This is a genomic window from Agromyces cerinus, from assembly GCF_016907835.1.
GTDB classification, from domain to species: Bacteria; Actinomycetota; Actinomycetes; order Actinomycetales; family Microbacteriaceae; genus Agromyces; species Agromyces nitratus.
Map to the genome: position 1 here is coordinate 961,247 of NZ_JAFBCT010000001.1, position 16,758 is coordinate 978,004.

The window sequence follows — 16,758 nt, forward strand, 5'->3', positions numbered from 1 at the left end:
GGAGTGCAATGACCGTCGCAACCGACACCCTGCAGGCCGTCGAGGCCGTCTTCGCCGAGCGCATCGCCGCCGGAACGGCGCCGGGCGCCGGTTGGGCCGTCTTCGACCGCAGCGGCATCGTCGTGAGCGGCGGCATCGGTGTCGCGTCGCTCGATCCGGTATGCCCCGCTCCCGGGCCCGACACGCTGTTCCGCATCGCGAGCTGCACGAAGAGCTTCACAGCGGCGGCCCTGCTCCTGCTGCGCGATCGCGGACTGCTCGATCTCGACGCCACGGCCCGCTCGTTCGTGCCCGAGTTCGCGCCCGAGATCCCGGGCGACCTCGAGGTCGACCCGACCGTGCGCATGCTCATGACCATGTCGGGCGGCTTACCGACCGACGACCCGTGGGCCGATCGCGAGGAGTCGATGACGCGCGAGGAGTTCAGCGCCACCCTCGCCGCCGGCATCCGCTGCGCCTCGGTTCCCGGCACCGCGATGGAGTACTCGAACCTCGGCTACGCGGTGCTCGGCCAAGTCGTCGAGCGGGTGTCGGGCGTCGCGTTCACCGACTTCGTGATGCGCGAGCTCATCGAGCCGCTCGGTCTCGACATGCGCTTCGAGCTGCCAGCCGACGAGGCGGTTCCATATGCGACGGGTCACCGCCGGGTCGAGGGCGACGGATGGCTCGCACTCCCGTTCACCGGCCCTGGAGTCTTCTCGGCGATCGGCGGGCTCTTCGCCTCGGCGTCGAGCCTCGCGGCCTGGGGGAGCTGGCTGGCCGAGGCATCGACGGGTGACGAGCGCGGGCCGCTCAGCGCGGCGAGCCGGCGCGAGATGCAGCAGCTCATGCGCGTCGCCGCGAAGCGTCACACCCCTCCGGCCCTGCCCGGAGCGCCGACTGCGCCGTCGCCGGTCGTGTACGGCTACGGGTTCGGCCTCTTCGTCGAGTTCGACGAGCGGTTCGGCGCGATCGTCTCGCACTCGGGCGGGTATCCGGGCTTCAGTGCGCACATGCGCTGGCACGCGGCATCCGGCCTGGGCATCGTGGCATTCGAGAACGCGACGTACGCGCGGGTCTCGCAGGGGGCCGAGATCGCGCTCGCGCTCGTGCTCGATGCCGCGGACCGCGTGGCGCCGGTGTCGCCGTCACCGGCGCCGTGGCCCGAGACGCTCGAGGCGTCCGTCGCCCTCAGCGGGCTCGTGAACGACTGGTCCGATGCCGCGGCGTCGGCGGTGCTCGCGACGAACGTCGGTCTCGACGTGCCGTTCGACGAGCGGCGGGCCGTGATCGAGGCGGCATGGGCCGCCGTCGGCGGGCGCACCGCTGCGAGCCGGACGCCCATGGACGCCGAGTGCGACTCGCCCGACCACCTCGTCTGGTTCCTCCCCGGGGCCACGGGGAGGCTTCGCGTCGAGGTGCGCATGACACCGCTCGCCGAACCGCTCGCGCAGACGTTCCTCGTGAAGGTCGAGAGCCCCGAGGCATCCGTCGCCTGATCGGAGCCCGCCGCGTCAGAAGTCGAGCGTGTCGCCCGGCTCGAGCGGAAGGTACTCGCCGCCGCCCTGCTCGGTCGCCCATGCGAGGCGGGCGTTCGACAGGGCCTTGCCCGCGCGGGAGAGCACCATCTCGTGGGTCGGGAACGCGCGCCGGGGCGCGACCTCGACGACGTAGTCCATGGCCTCGCTGATCTTCATCCACGGCGCGCCAGCGGGTGCCGCCAGCACGTCGACGGGCACGCCCGGCACCGTGAACGAGTCGCCCCCGTAGTAGAGCGCGTCGTTCACGAGCACGCCGAGGTTGTCGATCACGGGGATCGACGGGTGGATCACGGCGTGCCGGCCGCCGAAGAACCGCAGCCGGAACGGACCGACCTCGACGGTGTCGCCCGCCTCGACCGTCTCGACGGGGAAGTCGGCAGCGGCGGCGGCGACCCCTGCAGGCCCGAAGAAGCGCACCTCGGGGTTCGCCTCGGCGATGCGGGTGAGCTGCTCGGGGGTCCAGTGATCGTCGTGCTTGTGTGTGACGACGACGGCCACGGTGCCCGCCGACTCGGTGATCGGCGTCGTGAACTTGCCGGGGTCGATGTAGAGCTTGTCGCCCGAGTCCTCGATGGCGAGCGCGGCGTGTTCGAGCTTCGTGAGGCGCATGCTCCGAGCAAACACCTCTGCGTCGTCGCCGCGCAAGGCCCCGGCCTGTCAGAATCGCACCATGTCCAGCGCCCCACGGCGGCTCCTCGTCGCGATCAACCCCGCGGCCTCCTTCGGGCGCAATCGCGCGGTCGGGCAGGCGGTGGCCGACCGGCTCGCACGTGAGGGGCACGAGGTCACGGCGCTCCGCGAGGACAACTTCGAACTCCTGCGCCGATCGGCGGAATCGGCGTTCGCGCTCGGCACCGACGGCGTGGTCGTGGTCGGCGGCGACGGCATGGTCTCGCTCGGCGTGAACCTGCTCGCGGGCACCGGCGTGCCGCTCGGCATCGTCGCCGCGGGCACGGGCAACGATCTGGCGCGTGGCCTGGGCCTGCCCTTCGACGACCCGGCCGCGGCGATCGAGGCACTCGTCGAGGCGCTCGGGCGGCCCCCGCGGGTGATCGACGCGGGCCTCATCCGGCACGGCGAGCTGCGCACCTGGTTCGCGTCCGTCGTCTCGGCGGGCTTCGACGCCGTCGTGAACGAGCGCGCGAACGGGATGACCCGCCCCAAGGGGCCCAGCCGGTACACACTCGCGATGGTGCGCGAACTCGTGACCTTCCGCCCGCGCAGCTATGTCATCACCGTCGACGGGGTGCGCCGCGAGCAGCGGGCGATGCTCGTCTCGGTGGCCAACAACTCGTCGATCGGCGGCGGCATGCGCATCGTGCCGCACGCCGATCTCGGCGACGGACTGCTCGACGTCTTCATCGTGCACCCCCTCTCGCGGGCGCGACTCGTCGCCGTCTTCCCCAAGGTGTTCGCGGGGCGCCACACCGACCATCCGGCGGTGGAGTTCCTCACCGGTCGGGAGGTGCGCATCGAGGCCGACGACATCGTCGCCTACGCCGACGGCGAGCGCATCGGTCAGTTGCCGGTCGACGTCGAGATCGTGCCCGGGGCGCTCGCGGTGTTCGTCTGAGTTCGGCGAGCATGACGGTGGAGGAGCGCGAACGGATGCTGCGGCGGCCTCGATTTTGCAGCGGCCCCGAAGCTGTGTCATACTCTTCAAGTTGTCGATTCGGCCCCATCGTTTAGCGGCCTAGGACACCGCCCTCTCACGGCGGCAGCGCGGGTTCAAATCCCGCTGGGGTCACGTATGTGACATCGCGACAACACACGTGGAAAAGCCCTCGCATTCGCGAGGGCTTTTCTGCGTTTCGGGCACGTCGTGTTCGCGGGCACGGTGCGTTTCCGGGAACCGGGGGTTCGGCGCCGCAGAGCCCGTCGGAGCTGCGAACGGCGTCGGGGCGGGGCATCCGTTCGATGCCTCGCCCCGACGCGTGCGTCAGTGGCGCGGGCCGGCCTCGACCGGTTCCGGAGCGGGTGCCGCAGCACCGAGCCCCGCTTGCGCGTCGGGGTAGGCGACCGGCACGCCGTCGTGCACCTCGTGCGCCGTGACCTTGTGGTACGACATCCGGTCGATGAGTGCGAGCGCGAGTGCCGACAGGATGAAGACCGAGTGGATGATGACCTGCCACATCACGCCCTCGGACGTGTAGTCCTGCCCCGTCTCGGTGCCCTTCGCGACGCCGTCGGTCATGTCGCCGACCTCGATGAAGGTCTTGAGCAGGTGGATCGACGAGATGCCGATGATGGCCATCGCGAGCTTGACCTTCAGCACGTTGGCATTGACGTGGCTCAGCCACTCGGGCTGGTCGGGGTGACCGTCGACGTTGATGCGCGAGACGAACGTCTCGTAGCCGCCGATGATCACCATGATGAGCAGGTTCGCGATCATCACCACATCGATGAGGCCGAGCACGGCGAGCATGATGTCCGCCTCGTCGATCTTCTCGGGGTGCGCGATGACGCCCTCGGCGAGGTGCCAGAGCTCGACCATGAAGACGACGACGTAGATCGTCTGGGCGACGATGAGCCCGAGGTAGAGCGGTGCCTGCAACCAGCGGCTCGCGAAGATGGCGTAGCCGACGAGGGCGGAGCCCGGGGTCGCACGGTACTGGCGGGTGGGGGGTGTCGAGCTCACAGGCACTCTCCTTCTGGTGGGAGCACGAGTCTACGGGCGCGGGGCGAGCGGAAACGGTGAGCGTCGCGGGCCGAGTGCGGGCACCGGTCGACTAGACTCGCGAGAGCGAAGGGGAGTATCCCGCGAGGCCACGCCTCGACCCACGATCGTCAGTACGAGCGCCGTTGCCGCCGCTCCGGGCGTGGGACCTGCGAATGCGCAGGGGGAGAGACTTTCGGATTCCGTCGTCCCCGCACACTCCGAAAGGCATCACGTTGCTCGAACTCCCCATCTGGTTCGAAGTCGGGTCCCTCGTCGTCCTGACGTTGATCCTCATCGCCGACCTCCTGCTCGTTCTGAAGCGGCCGCACGTGCCGTCGATCAAGGAGTCGACCCTCTGGGTCGTCTTCTACGTCGTGCTCGCGCTGATCTTCGCAGGGCTCATGTACTTCTTCGCCGGCGGCGAGTTCGCCGGGCAGTTCCTCGCCGGCTGGCTGACGGAGTACAGCCTCTCGATCGACAACCTCTTCGTGTTCGTCATCATCATGGCGAAGTTCGCAGTGCCGAGGAAGCTGCAGCAGGAGGTGCTGATGGTGGGCATCATCATCGCGCTCGTGCTGCGCGGCATCTTCATCCTGCTCGGCGCCTCGCTCATCGAGAACTTCTCGTGGATCTTCTACATCTTCGGTGCCTGGCTCGTCTGGACCGCGATCCAGCAGGTTCGCGGCCATGAAGACGACGAGGAGAAGGACACCTTCATCGTACGGATCCTGCGCCGCCGGGTCTCGATCACCGACGAGTACGACGGCGTCAAGCTCCGCACGGTCATCGACGGCAAGCGCTTCTTCACGCCGATGCTCATCGTCTTCATCGCCATCGGCACGACCGACCTGCTCTTCGCCCTCGACTCGATCCCGGCGATCTTCGGCATCACGCAGAGCCCGTTCATCGTGTTCACCGCGAACGTCTTCGCACTCATGGGCCTGCGCCAGCTGTACTTCCTGCTCGGCGGCCTGCTCGAGCGCCTCGAGTACCTCAAGTACGGCATCGCGTTCATCCTCGCGTTCATCGGCGTCAAGCTCGTGTTCCACGCCATGCATGTGAACGAGCTGCCGTTCATCAACGGCGGCGAGCCCATCGAGTGGGCGCCCGAGATCTCCACCTGGATGTCGCTCGGCGTGATCCTCGCGGCGATGGCCGTCGCCACGGTCGCGAGCCTCGTGAAGGCCCGTCACGACGCGAAGTCGCGTGGGCACAAGCTCATGGACGAGGTGCCGCACTTCACCGAGGACTCCCGCAGCGACGGACACTGAGTCGGCCCGCGTCGCCGAGCGCGGCGCAGGGATCGAAGTGGGACGATTGACTCGGACGGTCGTCCCACTTCATACTTCGTTGCATGGTCAACGTCGACCGGGCGCCCGAGCCCGACCCCCTGAACACCGCGCCCGACACTGCGAGCCCGGCATCGGCCGAGCGCGCCGTCTCCGGAACCGTGCTGCCACCGGTCTCCATCGGATGGCTCCTCCGCTTCGCGCTCGCGTGGTTCGGCCTCTGGCTCCTCGTCATGCTGCCCGGGCAGTTCATGATGGCCAAGCTCGCCGAGGTCGTCTCCTCCGACGACAAGGTCGCGCTGACGGCGTTCCTCATCGGCGAGTCATCCGTCGTGATCCTCGTGTCCGTGCCCGTGCTCGGCATCCTGAGCGACCGTACGCGCATCCCCGGCTGGCGACGCCGGGCCTGGATCCTCGGCGGGTTCCTCCTCGGCGGCGTCTCGTTCGCACTCGTCGGCATCCAGCGGGATCCGATCGCGATCGCGGTGCTCGTCGCGCTCGTCGCGTTGGGCTATGCGGCCGTGCTCGTGGCGCTCTCCGCGGTGATCGCCGACCAGGTTCCGCGCTTCCAGCGCGGTCGTGCCTCGGCGGCGATGGGCGTGCCGCAGGTGCTCGCACTCGCGATCGGCATGGTGATCGTCACGATGCTCGTGCCCGACGTCGGCGGCAGTTGGGCGATCGTCGGCGTGCTCGCGCTCGCCTGCGCAGTGCCGTTCCTGCTCGGCTCGCGTGACCCCGAACCGCCGACGGATGCCGCGCCGACGCGCTTCTCGGCTGCGCTGCGGATTCCGCCGCTCGGGCCGAACCACGACTACTACTGGACCATGACGTCGCGCGTGCTCGTGAACGCCGGCAACATGGTGGGTACGGCGTACCTCCTCTTCTTCCTCTCGGATGTGCTGAAGGTCGACGACCCGGACACCGGCATGCTCGTGCTGATCCTCGTCTACCTGGTCGCCTGCGGTCTCGCCGGGTGGCTCGGCGGTCTGCTCTCCGATCGGCTCCGCGCCCGCCGCGTGTTCGTGCTCGTCGCCGCCGCGCTGCAGGCGACGGCGGCGCTGCTGCTCGCGGTGGTGCCGACCTGGGACGCGTCGATCGTCGCCGCCGTGCTCCTCGGCCTCGGCTACGGCGTGTTCCTCTCCGTCGACCAGGCACTCGTCACCGACGTGCTGCCCGACCGGACGAATCGCGCACGGGACCTCGGCCTCATCAACGCGGCGCAGAACCTGCCGATCGCGCCGCTCGTCGCCTGGCTCGTGCTGAGCGTTTCCGGCTACCGCGAGCTCTACGTCGTCGCCGCGGTGATCATGCTGCTCGGCGGCATCCTGATCTACCGGGTGCGGAGCGTGCGATGAAGCGCGTGGTTCCACAGGCGTCATCGAGACGGTCTCGGACTTGCTAGCGTGGAGGCTCGGCGCCGGATGCATCGCTGCGGCCGCCGACCTTCCCGCTCGATCCGAGGAGAACCGTGTCAGGTGATGGCGAGGGCGTCGTCGCCCTGACCCGCGGGGCTGCGCTCATCGCGCACAGCGCGCGAACCGACGTCGGTCGTGTCCGCAGCGTCAATGAGGACTCCTTCCTGGCGGAGGCCCCCATCTACCTCGTCGCCGACGGCATGGGCGGCCACGCCCGCGGCGACGCGGCGAGCCGGGCCGTCATCGAGACGTTCTCCCGGCACCTCGAGTTCGGCGTGCCCTCGTCGCCCGAGCAGGTGCTCGACGCCATCCACAGCTCGAACGAGGCCGTTCGCGCGCTGAGCGAGGTGGGCGAAGAGGGCACCGCGGTCGCGGGCACGACCCTGTCGGGCGTCGCTCTCGTCGATGCCGGCGACGGCGCCGGATTCCACTGGATGGTCTTCAACATCGGCGACTCGCGCGTCTACGCCTGGGACGGCCGCACCCTCGACCAGTTGAGCGTCGATCACTCGGCCGTGCAGGAACTCGTCGACGCGGGGCTGATCCAGCCCGAAGACGCCGAACGACACCCCGAACGCAATGTCATCACGCGGGCGCTCGGCGCCGACGAGTTCGTCGACCCCGATGTCTGGCTGATCCCCGCCGCGGGGCGCCAGGTGTTCCTCGTCTGCAGCGACGGCCTCACGAAGGAGGTCGACGATCGCACGATCGCGCACATCCTCGCGGGCGACGCGGGGCACGCGGCGGGGCTCGCCGGCGAGCTCGTCGATACAGCGCTCGCGCACGGCGGTCGCGACAACGTGACGGCGATCGTCGTCGAGTCCGTGCTCGGGGCCGACGACGACGATGACGAGACCACGCGCGATCGGCGCGGGAGGCTGTCGAGAGCGGTCGAGGAGACACGGCCGCGCACTGGGGGAGGCGGAGATGGCGACGTACCGGCATGATTCCGAGGCGGCATGGTTCGCCGCGGTTCGCGGCGGAGTGATCCTCGTCGTCCGCGCCGATGCGACCGACCGGCTCACCGCCCTCTGGCCCGAGCTCGGCACCGGCGACCCGACGTCGCTGGTGCTCGATCGGCTCACCGCGCAGGGACTCGCCGCAACGCCCCCGTTCGCTCTCGTGGTGCGCGATGCGGAGGCCGGCACCGCGCGAGTCGTCGTGCGCGGCCCCGTCAGCGTGCGCTCCGCTTCCGACGAGATCCACGACGCCGGGGTGTCGACCTGGGTCGAGCGCGTGCTCGACGGCGCCTCCTCGATCGAGATCGTCGTCGACGGCGGAACGGATGCCTCGGCGCCGTCGCTGCCCGTCGTCGAAGCCGTGGTGCCGCTGCGCTCGATCGTCTCCGAGGGCGTCGAACCGCTCGCGCCCGAGCCCCGGCCCGGCGCGGCCGCCGATGCCGCCCCGGTCGCGGTGTCGGCGCCTGCGCCTGCATCGGCGGCTGCTCCTGCTCCGGCAGCTGCCCCGGTCTCCGCGCCCGCACCGGAGCCCGCGCCCGCTCCGGCGCCTGCGGCAGCTCCGGCGTCGCCGCCCGCACCGGAGCCCCCTGCGCCGCCCGCCCGCGTCACCATGCCGGTCGAACTCACGATGGTGCCCGACGAGGAGACGATCGCCGGGTCCTCCTCCGCCTTCGCCAACGGGCTGCCCGCGGGACCGCCCGCCGCCGTCGCCGCAGCGCAACCGGTCGACGGCGACCACGACGGGATGACCGTCGCGAGCATCGACATCCGTCGGCTCCGCGAGGAGCGCGCGGCGCGCGGAGCGGTGGCGACCCCGGCCGGGGGAGCGCCGGCGGCACCCGCCGCGGCGCCGCAGGCCAGCATCCGGATGCCCGACGGCACCCTCGAATCGATCGGTCACGAGGTCGTGCTCGGTCGTGCCCCGAGCGTGAGCAAGGTGTCGGGCGGTCGCATCCCCAGACTCATCACGATCGGACTCGGCGACCCCGACATCTCGCGCAGCCACGTGCGACTCGCCCTCGAGGGCGACACCGTCGTCATCACCGACCTGCACTCACGCAACGGCACTCACGTCGTGGCGCCCGGCAAGGCACCCGTGAAGCTGCGATCGGGCGAGCCGACCCCGGTGCTCACCGGCACCGTCGTCGACCTCGGCGGCGGCTGGACCATCCAGGTGGTGGGCGGCTGATGCGTCGCGCCCCGTCCACCCCGCCGGAGCTGCCCGGCTACGCCGCGCACGGGCTGCTCGGGTCGGGCGGGTTCGCCGACGTCTTCCTCTACGAGCAGAAGCTGCCGCGACGCAAGGTCGCGGTCAAGGTGCTGCTCGCCGAGGGCCTCGGCCGCGACACCAAGGCGCAGTTCGTCGCCGAGGCGAACCTGATGGCGCAGCTGTCGGCGCATCCGTTCATCGTCACGATCTTCCATGCCGACGTCTCGGCCGACGGCCGTCCGTACTTCGTCATGGAGTACTGCTCCGGTCCGAGCCTCGCCGAACGGTACAAGCGGCAGCCGCTGTCGATCGAAGACGCGCTGCGCACGGGCGTTCGGCTCGCCGGTGCGATCGCGACGGCGCACGCCGCCGGCATCCTGCACCGCGACATCAAGCCGGCCAACGTGCTCACGAACGACTACGGATGGCCGGCCCTCACCGACTTCGGCATCTCGTCGAACCTCGAGGGCGAACTGCCCGTGCACACCGTGACGGCGAGCGACCTCGCTTCCGGTACCGGATCCGGCCAGTCCGCCGTCGGCATGAGCGTGCCGTGGTCGCCTCCCGAGATGTTCGAGGACGACCCGCGCCCCGACACCCGCAGCGACGTGTTCTCGCTCGCGGCGACCGTGCACACGCTGATCGCGGGGCGCACCCCGTTCGAGATCCCCGGGCGCTCGAACGGCTCGCTCGACCTCATCGGGCGCATCGAACGCGGGGCGATCACGCCGATGGACCGCTCCGACGTGCCGCGCAGCCTGATCGCCGTGCTCGCCAAGGGCATGGCGAGTCGACGCGACGACCGGTACCCGAGTGCCGTCGAGTTCGCCAGGGCGCTGCAGCGCGTCGAACTCGAACTCGGCTACGCCGCCACGAACATCGAGGTGCCGAACCTCGCGAGTGCGCGCGAGGAGGCCGAGCCCGACGACGCCGATGCGACGCGCGCCCGCTCGGTGCGCACGGTCGACGCGCAGGCTCCGCAGGCGCCGCGGACGCCGCCGCGCGATGAGGATGCCACGCGGGCGCGTTCGCCGCAGCAGATCCAGGCACAGGCTCCCATGGTGCCCGCCTCCGGTGCGCTCGTCGACGACGGCACCGTGGTGCGTCGTCCGGGAGCCGTCGAGGTGCCGGACTCGACGATCGTGCGGCCCTCAGCTGCCGGAGGTTCGTCGTCGCAGCACGCGATGGCCGCGCCGGACTCGACCATCGTGCGACCGGTCGGTCACGGCGCTCACCCGGTTGCCGGCGCTTCCGGCGGCGCGGTCGGCACGCCGGGCACGTCGCCCGAGGCATCCGCAGCGCCGCGGCGCAACCGGGTCGGGCTCATCATCACGATCGTGGCCGGCGTCGTCGTGGCGGCCGTGATCGGCATCGCGATCGCGATGTCCGGCTCCCTGATGCAGCCCATCGTCGCCGAGACGACGGATCCGGGCGGCGAGAACGCCGTCATCGGGCAGACCATTCCGGCTCCCGTGGTCTCCTCCGGCGTCGCGAGCGCCGACGGGTCCAGCGTCACGTTCGAGGTGTCGCATGCCGACCCCGAAAAGGGCGACCGCTACCGCTGGGAACTCACCGACGGCTCGGGCGACCCGCAGGTGTCCACGGGGTCGACGATCACCGTCGAGGGCACCTCGTCGGGAATCCGAACCTGCATCGACGTGAAGGTGCAGCGGGGCAGCAAGCTGTCCGAGCCGATGACGGGGTGCACGCCGTGAGACCACTGCGGGTCGAGTACTGCGGGGAGACCTACACCGTCGAGGTCGGAGCCCCCTTCACGATCGGGCGGGAGTCCGACCTCACGATCGACGACAACCCGTACCTGCATCGCACGTTCCTCACGCTGTCGGCGGAGTACGGGCTCTGGTGGCTCTCCAACGTCGGCCAGATCCTCTCGGCCACGATCTCCGATGCCACGGGCAGCGTGCAGGCCTGGCTCGCGCCCGGCGCGAAGCTGCCGCTCGTGTTCCAGACCGTGCACGTGATGTTCAGCGCGGGTGCGACGACGTACGACTTCACGGTGCATGCCGAAGAGGACTTCTACAACACCTCCCTCACCGCGGCACCCACCGACGGAGGCACGACGATCCTGCCCGTGACGCTGACCTCGAGCCAGCGGCTACTCGTGGTCTCACTGGCCGAGAACGTCCTGTCGCAGCCGGCGGGCGGGCGGGCACTGGTTCCGAGCTCGGCCGAGGCCGCCGCCCGCCTCGGCTGGAGCATGACGACCTTCAACCGCAAGCTCGACAACGTCTGCGAGAAGCTCGACCGCATCGGCGTCGACGGGCTGCGCGGCGGTCGCGGCAAGCTGGCGACCAACCGTCGCGCCCGGCTCGTGGAGTACGCCGTCGCCACGCGCCTCGTGAGCATCGACGACCTGCCCCTGCTCGACGCGGCAGCGGAGTGAGCCCGATCGCTTGGCTGCGGGCTCGCAAGGGGCTCGCCTCGGGCGTGGTGCTGTCGCTGATGGCGGTCGGCGGCGTCACGGTCGCGGCCATGCACCGCGGGTTCCCGGTGACCGATCCCGACCTGCGGGCGCGCGAGGTGTGGGTCACCAACGGCGAGGAACTGCTCGCCGGACGACTGAACCGTCAGATCGAGGAACTCGATGCGTCCGTCGCGACGCAGTCGAACGGCGCCGACGTGCTCCAAGACGGGGCGGACGTCTTCCTCTACGATCGCGACGCGGGTTCGATCGAGCGGATCGACCCCGCCTTCACCACCCTGACGCAGCGTGTCGACGTGCCGATCGGCTCTCGCGTGGCGTTCGGCGGCGATGTGCTCGCCGTGCTGTCGCCGCGCGGCGAGCTGTGGACGATCCCCGCGGGCGGTGAGCTGTCGTTCGATGCGGCGGGCACGAAGCCCGCGATCGACGTCGGCCCCGACGCCGAGGTCGCGGTCGGCGCCGACGGCACGACGTTCGTGACCGAACCGGGCGCGCACGAGCTGCACCGGCTCGCCAGCGACGGCGGCCCACCGCTCACGACCGACCTGCCAGGGTTCGGGGCGCACCAGTTGGCCGCAGTGGGCGATCGCGCGGTCGTGCTCGACACCGAGCGTGACGTGCTGCTCGTCGAGGGTCGCGAGATCGAGCTGCCCGGCGACGCGCTGCGGCTGCAGCAGTCCGGGCCCGAGCACGACACGGCCTACGTCGCCGGCGCCGCGTCGCTCCTCGCGGTGCCGCTCGACGGGGCGTCGGTGCGCGAGATCGACGTGGATGTCGCAGGGGCGGAGCCGGCCCGCTCGGCCGAGGAGGTCGCCGCGCCGGTGTTCGTCGAGGGGTGCGTGCACGGGGCATGGGCGACGTCGTCGTCGTATGTCTCGCAGTGCCGCGACGCCGAGCCGCTGCAGTCGCGGATCGAGCCGGTGACGGTGGGCGCCCGGCTCGAGTTCCGGGTGAATCGCGATGTGGTCGCGCTGAACGACCTGAACTCGGGCAACACCTGGCTCGTCGACGCGAACCTCCGTCTCGTGGACAACTGGGAGGAGGTCACGCCGCCCGAGGAGTCCGATGAGCTGGAGGGCGACGAGAAGAGCGCCCAGCAGGTGTTCGAGGACACGCTCGCGGAGCGCACGGAGTCCAACCGCCCGCCGACGGCGCGTGACGACGAGCTCGGGGTGCGACCCGATCGCACGACACTGCTGGAGGTGCTCGAGAACGACACCGACCCCGACGGCGATGTGCTCACCATCACGTCGGTGCCCGAGGTCGCGGCATCCCTCGGCCGTCTCGAGCTGATCGACGACGGTCGTGCGCTGCAGTTCACGCCGGCCGACGGCGCGGCCGGAACGGTGTCGTTCCGCTACTCCGTCGAAGACGGACGATCGGGTGCCGCCGAAGCAGCGGTGAACGTCCGCATCGTGCCGGCCGGCGAGAACGCGGCGCCGGTCGCCTCGCGGGAGGCGGCGGTCGGCGTGGAGCAGGGGCAGCAGATCAGCTACAACGTGCTCTCCGACTGGACGGATCCCGACGGCGACGACGTCTTCCTCGTGAACGCGTCGCCGACGGGCGGGGATACGGTCCGCTTCAGCCCCGACGGGTTCGTCACGTTCGAGCATCGGAGCGGCGAGCTCGGGCTGAAGGAGGTCGCGTACACGGTCTCCGACGGGCAGACGTCCGCCTCCGGCACGCTGACCGTCGACGTGCAGGCCGTCGGGTCGCTGAACCCCGTGGGCACACCGGACTTCGAGCAGGGCTTCGCCGGCGAGACCGTGCTCCTCGAGCCGCTGGCGAACGACCTCAGCCCGTCCGGAGCGCCACTCGCGCTGCTCGGCATCGACGAGATCCCGGGCGGCCTCACGGCGACGCCCGACCTCGAGCGGGGCACGATCGCGTTCTCCTCGCCCGAGCCGGGTGACTTCACCGTGCTGTACGACCTCGGCGCAGGGGCATCCGTCAGCGTCGGCCTCGTTCGCGTGCGCATCGTCGAGCAGCCCGCGGCGGACCCGCCGCCCATCGCCGTCGTCGACACCGCGTACCTCCGCCCGGGAGAGCCGACCACGGTGTCGGTGCTCGCGAACGACGTGTCCCCGTCGGGTCGGGTGCTGGCCGTGCAGTCCGTCGACGCCACCGGGATCGACGATCTCGTGTCGGTCGAGGTGCTGACGAACACCGCCCTGCGCATCTCGGCGGTCGAGGCGCTCGACCGCCAGCTGCAACTGCGATACACGATCTCCGACGGCAGCGGCGTCTCGAGCGCCACCGTCACCGTCGTTCCGGTGCCCCCGCTCGTGAAGCACCAACCGCCGGTCGCGGTGGACGACACGGCGAAGGTGCGCGCCGGCGACATCGCGACGGTGGACGTGCTCGGCAACGACTACCACCCGGATGCCGCCGCGATGCGGGTGCTGCCGGAACTCGCCTCGACCGAGCTCGGCGGGGGCGTCGCCTTCGTCGACCGTTCCCGGGTGCGCTTCCAAGCGCCGGAGGAGCCCGGCACGTACACGGCGGTCTACTCCGTCGTCGACGACTTCGAGCAGACCGCCCGCGCGAGCATCGGCTTCACCGTCGTCGCCCGCGACGACGAGGGGAACACCGCCCCAGCCCTGCCACCGCTCACCTCGCGCACGTTCGCAGGCTCCGCCGTCACCGTCGACATCCCGCTCGACGGACTCGACCCCGACGGCGATTCGCTCGTGCTCACCGGTGTGCTCGGCGGGGCGACCCTCGGCCGCGTCGTCGAACAGACGAGCACGTCGATCACGTACGAGGCGTTCGAGGGCTCCAGCGGCACCGACACGATCACCTACGAGGTGCACGACGCGCTCGGCGAACGGGCCACCGGGTCGATCCGGATCGGGGTGATCCCGCCGCCCGAGACCTCGGCCCCGCCGAACGCCGTCGACGACGCGATCGAGATGAAACCCGGTCGTCGCGCCTCCGTCGAGGTGCTCCTGAACGACTCGGACCCGAGCGGACGCGCGCTCGGCGTCGTCGACCTCCCGCAGGTCGACGACGCCCTCGAGGCCGAGATCGACGACCGCCGCCGCGTGGTCGTCACGGCGCCCGAGCACGAAGGCGCGTTCACCCTGCGGTACGAGGTCTCCAACGGGCACGGCGGCGCCGACACGGCGTTCGTCCAGGTCGTCGTGAAGCACGACGCGACGGTGCTGCCCCCGACCGCATCGGATCAGGTCCTCGAACCGGCCGACGTCGTGGGCGTCGACACGGTGCGGGTGGACCCCTTGCGCGAGGCCACCAACCCCGGAGGCCTCGTCGACGACCTCACCGTGCGGCTCGAGGGACCGAACGCCGACCGGGCGACGCTACTCCAGGACGGCAGCGTCGAGGTGCGCCCGAGCTCGCGCCGATTCGCCGTCGCGTTCCGGCTCACGAACGAGCTCGACGAGCTCGACGCGATGGCGTTCATCGTCGTTCCGGCCGCCGGCGAGGACGCGGCCGACCCGTACCTCGCCGATCTCGATCGGATCGTCGTGCCCATGAACGGGCGCATCTCCTGGCAGGTCTCCGACATCGTCGTGGCGCCGTCGGGCCGCCCGGTGCGATCGCTGAGCGCGACGAGCACGAACTGGGCGGAGTCGTCGTTCGTCGACGAGCAGACCCTGCAGTACGTGCCGAAGCGGGACTACCGCGGCGAGGCATCGGTCACCTTCGAGGTCACCGACCGGGCCGACGCGAAGTCCGGCGACCGGCGCAACGTCTTCCTCACCATCCCGGTCTTCGTCGGCGACCCCGAGTTCGCCGACACCCCGCCCGTCTTCACCCCGCGTTCCGAGACCATCGAGGCCGGCGAGGCTCCGCTCGCGATCGATCTCCGAGCATCGACCGACCACCCGAACCCGGCGATGCTCGAACGCGTCGGCTATGCGAACCTCCGCGGCGCGACGCCGGACATCGAGGCGACCGTGGCCGGCGGCATCCTCACCGTCTCCGCTCCACTCGGCGTCGCGACGGGAACGGCGACGCGACTCTCGTTCGACGTCGTGCTCGGCGAGTTCACCGTGCCGGGCCACGTCGACGTCACCGTCGTCTCATCGACCCGTGCGAAGCCCCAGGCGCTCGACGACGGACCGTTCGAGATGCTCCGCAGCGACTCGCAGACGCTCGACGTGCTCGCCAACGACGTCAATCCGTTCCCCGGAACGGCGCTGCAGGTCGTCGCCGCCGAGATCGACCAGACGGATGTCGGTTCGAGCGCCACGGTGACCCACACGTCGACGGGGATCACCGTGCAGACCGGCGCCTCGTTCACGGGAACCCTCAGCGTGATCTACCGCATCCAGGACGCGACGAAGGATCCGAGCCGACAGACCCAGGGCCGGGTCATGGTGACCGTTCGCGATCGACCCGAGGCGCCGAAGGCCCCCGTGATCGTCTCGGAGCAGAACGGTGCGGTGAGCGTGCGCTGGTCGGCTCCGCCCGACAACAACTCGACGATCTCGGGCTACCGGCTGTCCTGGAACGGCGGCAGCACCGACTTCACCGCCGATGCCGCAGGACTCGTGCACACGATCTCGGGTCTGGCGAACGGCACGGCGTATCGCTTCCAGGTCGAGGCCGTCAACGGCATCGGCACGTCGGGTGCCTCGCCATCGAGCGCCTCGGGCACGCCGTTCGGCCTGCCGGGCGCACCCGCGAGCGCGAACCTCGTGGCGTCGGCGTCGGGCGACGCGCGACTCTCGCTGAGCTGGGCGGCGCCGAACGACGACGGCGGACGCGGCATCTCGCGCTACGAGTGGACGTTCGAGGGCACTCCCGGTGGTTCGGGCACCGCGACGGGCACCACGGCGTCGGCGACCGGTGCGAACGGCACTGGCTCCCGGTACTTCGTTGCCGCGTGCAACATCGCCGGGTGCGGGCCCCGCACCATGTCGGGCACGGCGACGCCCACCGCGCCGTGGGTTCCGGTCAACGCGACCACGGTGACGCAGAGCACCTGCCCCGAACCCGACGAGACGTACACGAACCCGCCGACGAACGCCGAACGCGGATGCACGATGAACCCCGCGGGAATGCTCTCGGCGGGCACGGCCATCGACGCCGTCTGCCGTTCGCAACGATGGGGTGAGAGCTACTTCTACATGGCCCAGGCGAGCGGCGTCTACAACGGATGGTTCGTGCTGGCCGCACACACGAACCGCGGCGCGCGCACCGTGCCCGACTGTTGAACGGGGGCGTCCCCCGCAGGCGAGGCGGGCATTGCGACGAGGGGAGTCCTGCCCATGTCGACTCCGCCCGCGATCGTGTT

At 70.7% G+C, this 16,758-nt stretch carries 11 protein-coding genes and 1 tRNA gene; 10 read left to right on the forward strand and 2 right to left on the reverse strand.

The features are described from left to right. Window positions 1-8 precede the first annotated feature (8 nt). On the forward strand, window positions 9-1,478 hold the full coding sequence (locus JOE59_RS04355) for a serine hydrolase domain-containing protein (protein ID WP_204459099.1): 1,470 nt from the start codon (window positions 9-11) through the stop codon (window positions 1,476-1,478). Between the two features lie 15 nt (window positions 1,479-1,493). On the opposite strand, the gene JOE59_RS04360 is transcribed toward JOE59_RS04355, so the two are convergent. After that, complete coding sequence (locus tag JOE59_RS04360) at window positions 1,494-2,129, reverse strand: MBL fold metallo-hydrolase (RefSeq protein ID WP_204459100.1); 636 nt, start codon at window positions 2,127-2,129, stop codon at window positions 1,494-1,496. Window positions 2,130-2,190: 61 nt separating this feature from the next. Here JOE59_RS04360 and JOE59_RS04365 point away from each other — a divergent pair, with 61 nt between their 5' ends. Further along, window positions 2,191-3,093 (forward strand): diacylglycerol/lipid kinase family protein, encoded by a 903-nt coding sequence (locus tag JOE59_RS04365; protein WP_204459101.1) that lies wholly within the window; start codon window positions 2,191-2,193, stop codon window positions 3,091-3,093. A gap of 101 nt (window positions 3,094-3,194) precedes the next feature. Then, a tRNA-Glu gene (locus JOE59_RS04370) sits at window positions 3,195-3,267 on the forward strand. A gap of 192 nt (window positions 3,268-3,459) precedes the next feature. Here JOE59_RS04370 and JOE59_RS04375 read toward each other — a convergent pair. Further along, window positions 3,460-4,158, reverse strand: a complete 699-nt coding sequence (locus tag JOE59_RS04375) for a TIGR00645 family protein (protein WP_204459102.1) — start codon at window positions 4,156-4,158, stop codon at window positions 3,460-3,462. 254 nt (window positions 4,159-4,412) lie between these two features. Here JOE59_RS04375 and JOE59_RS04380 point away from each other — a divergent pair, with 254 nt between their 5' ends. From JOE59_RS04380 to JOE59_RS04410, 7 genes are all read left to right on the forward strand, one after another. Next, the gene (locus tag JOE59_RS04380) at window positions 4,413-5,450 is read left to right on the forward strand and encodes a TerC family protein (RefSeq protein WP_239560098.1); all 1,038 of its coding nucleotides are present in this window, start codon (window positions 4,413-4,415) and stop codon (window positions 5,448-5,450) included. An 83-nt stretch (window positions 5,451-5,533) separates the two neighbouring features. Continuing rightward, window positions 5,534-6,823 (forward strand): MFS transporter, encoded by a 1,290-nt coding sequence (locus JOE59_RS04385; protein ID WP_204459104.1) that lies wholly within the window; start codon window positions 5,534-5,536, stop codon window positions 6,821-6,823. Window positions 6,824-6,936: 113 nt separating this feature from the next. Beyond that, the gene (locus tag JOE59_RS04390; protein ID WP_307836945.1) at window positions 6,937-7,830 is read left to right on the forward strand and encodes a PP2C family protein-serine/threonine phosphatase; all 894 of its coding nucleotides are present in this window, start codon (window positions 6,937-6,939) and stop codon (window positions 7,828-7,830) included. After that, window positions 7,811-9,031, forward strand: coding sequence for an FHA domain-containing protein (locus JOE59_RS04395; protein WP_204459105.1), 1,221 nt, complete (start codon window positions 7,811-7,813; stop codon window positions 9,029-9,031). The genes JOE59_RS04390 and JOE59_RS04395 overlap by 20 nt, the downstream gene beginning before the upstream one ends. After that, complete coding sequence (locus JOE59_RS04400) at window positions 9,031-10,767, forward strand: serine/threonine protein kinase (protein ID WP_204459106.1); 1,737 nt, start codon at window positions 9,031-9,033, stop codon at window positions 10,765-10,767. Before JOE59_RS04395 ends, JOE59_RS04400 begins: the two co-directional genes overlap by 1 nt. After that, window positions 10,755-11,456: a hypothetical protein gene (locus tag JOE59_RS04405; RefSeq protein WP_179550506.1), complete on the forward strand. Its 702-nt coding sequence runs from the start codon at window positions 10,755-10,757 to the stop codon at window positions 11,454-11,456. Before JOE59_RS04400 ends, JOE59_RS04405 begins: the two co-directional genes overlap by 13 nt. Next, window positions 11,453-16,678 (forward strand): Ig-like domain-containing protein, encoded by a 5,226-nt coding sequence (locus JOE59_RS04410; protein ID WP_204459107.1) that lies wholly within the window; start codon window positions 11,453-11,455, stop codon window positions 16,676-16,678. Before JOE59_RS04405 ends, JOE59_RS04410 begins: the two co-directional genes overlap by 4 nt. Window positions 16,679-16,758 lie beyond the last annotated feature (80 nt).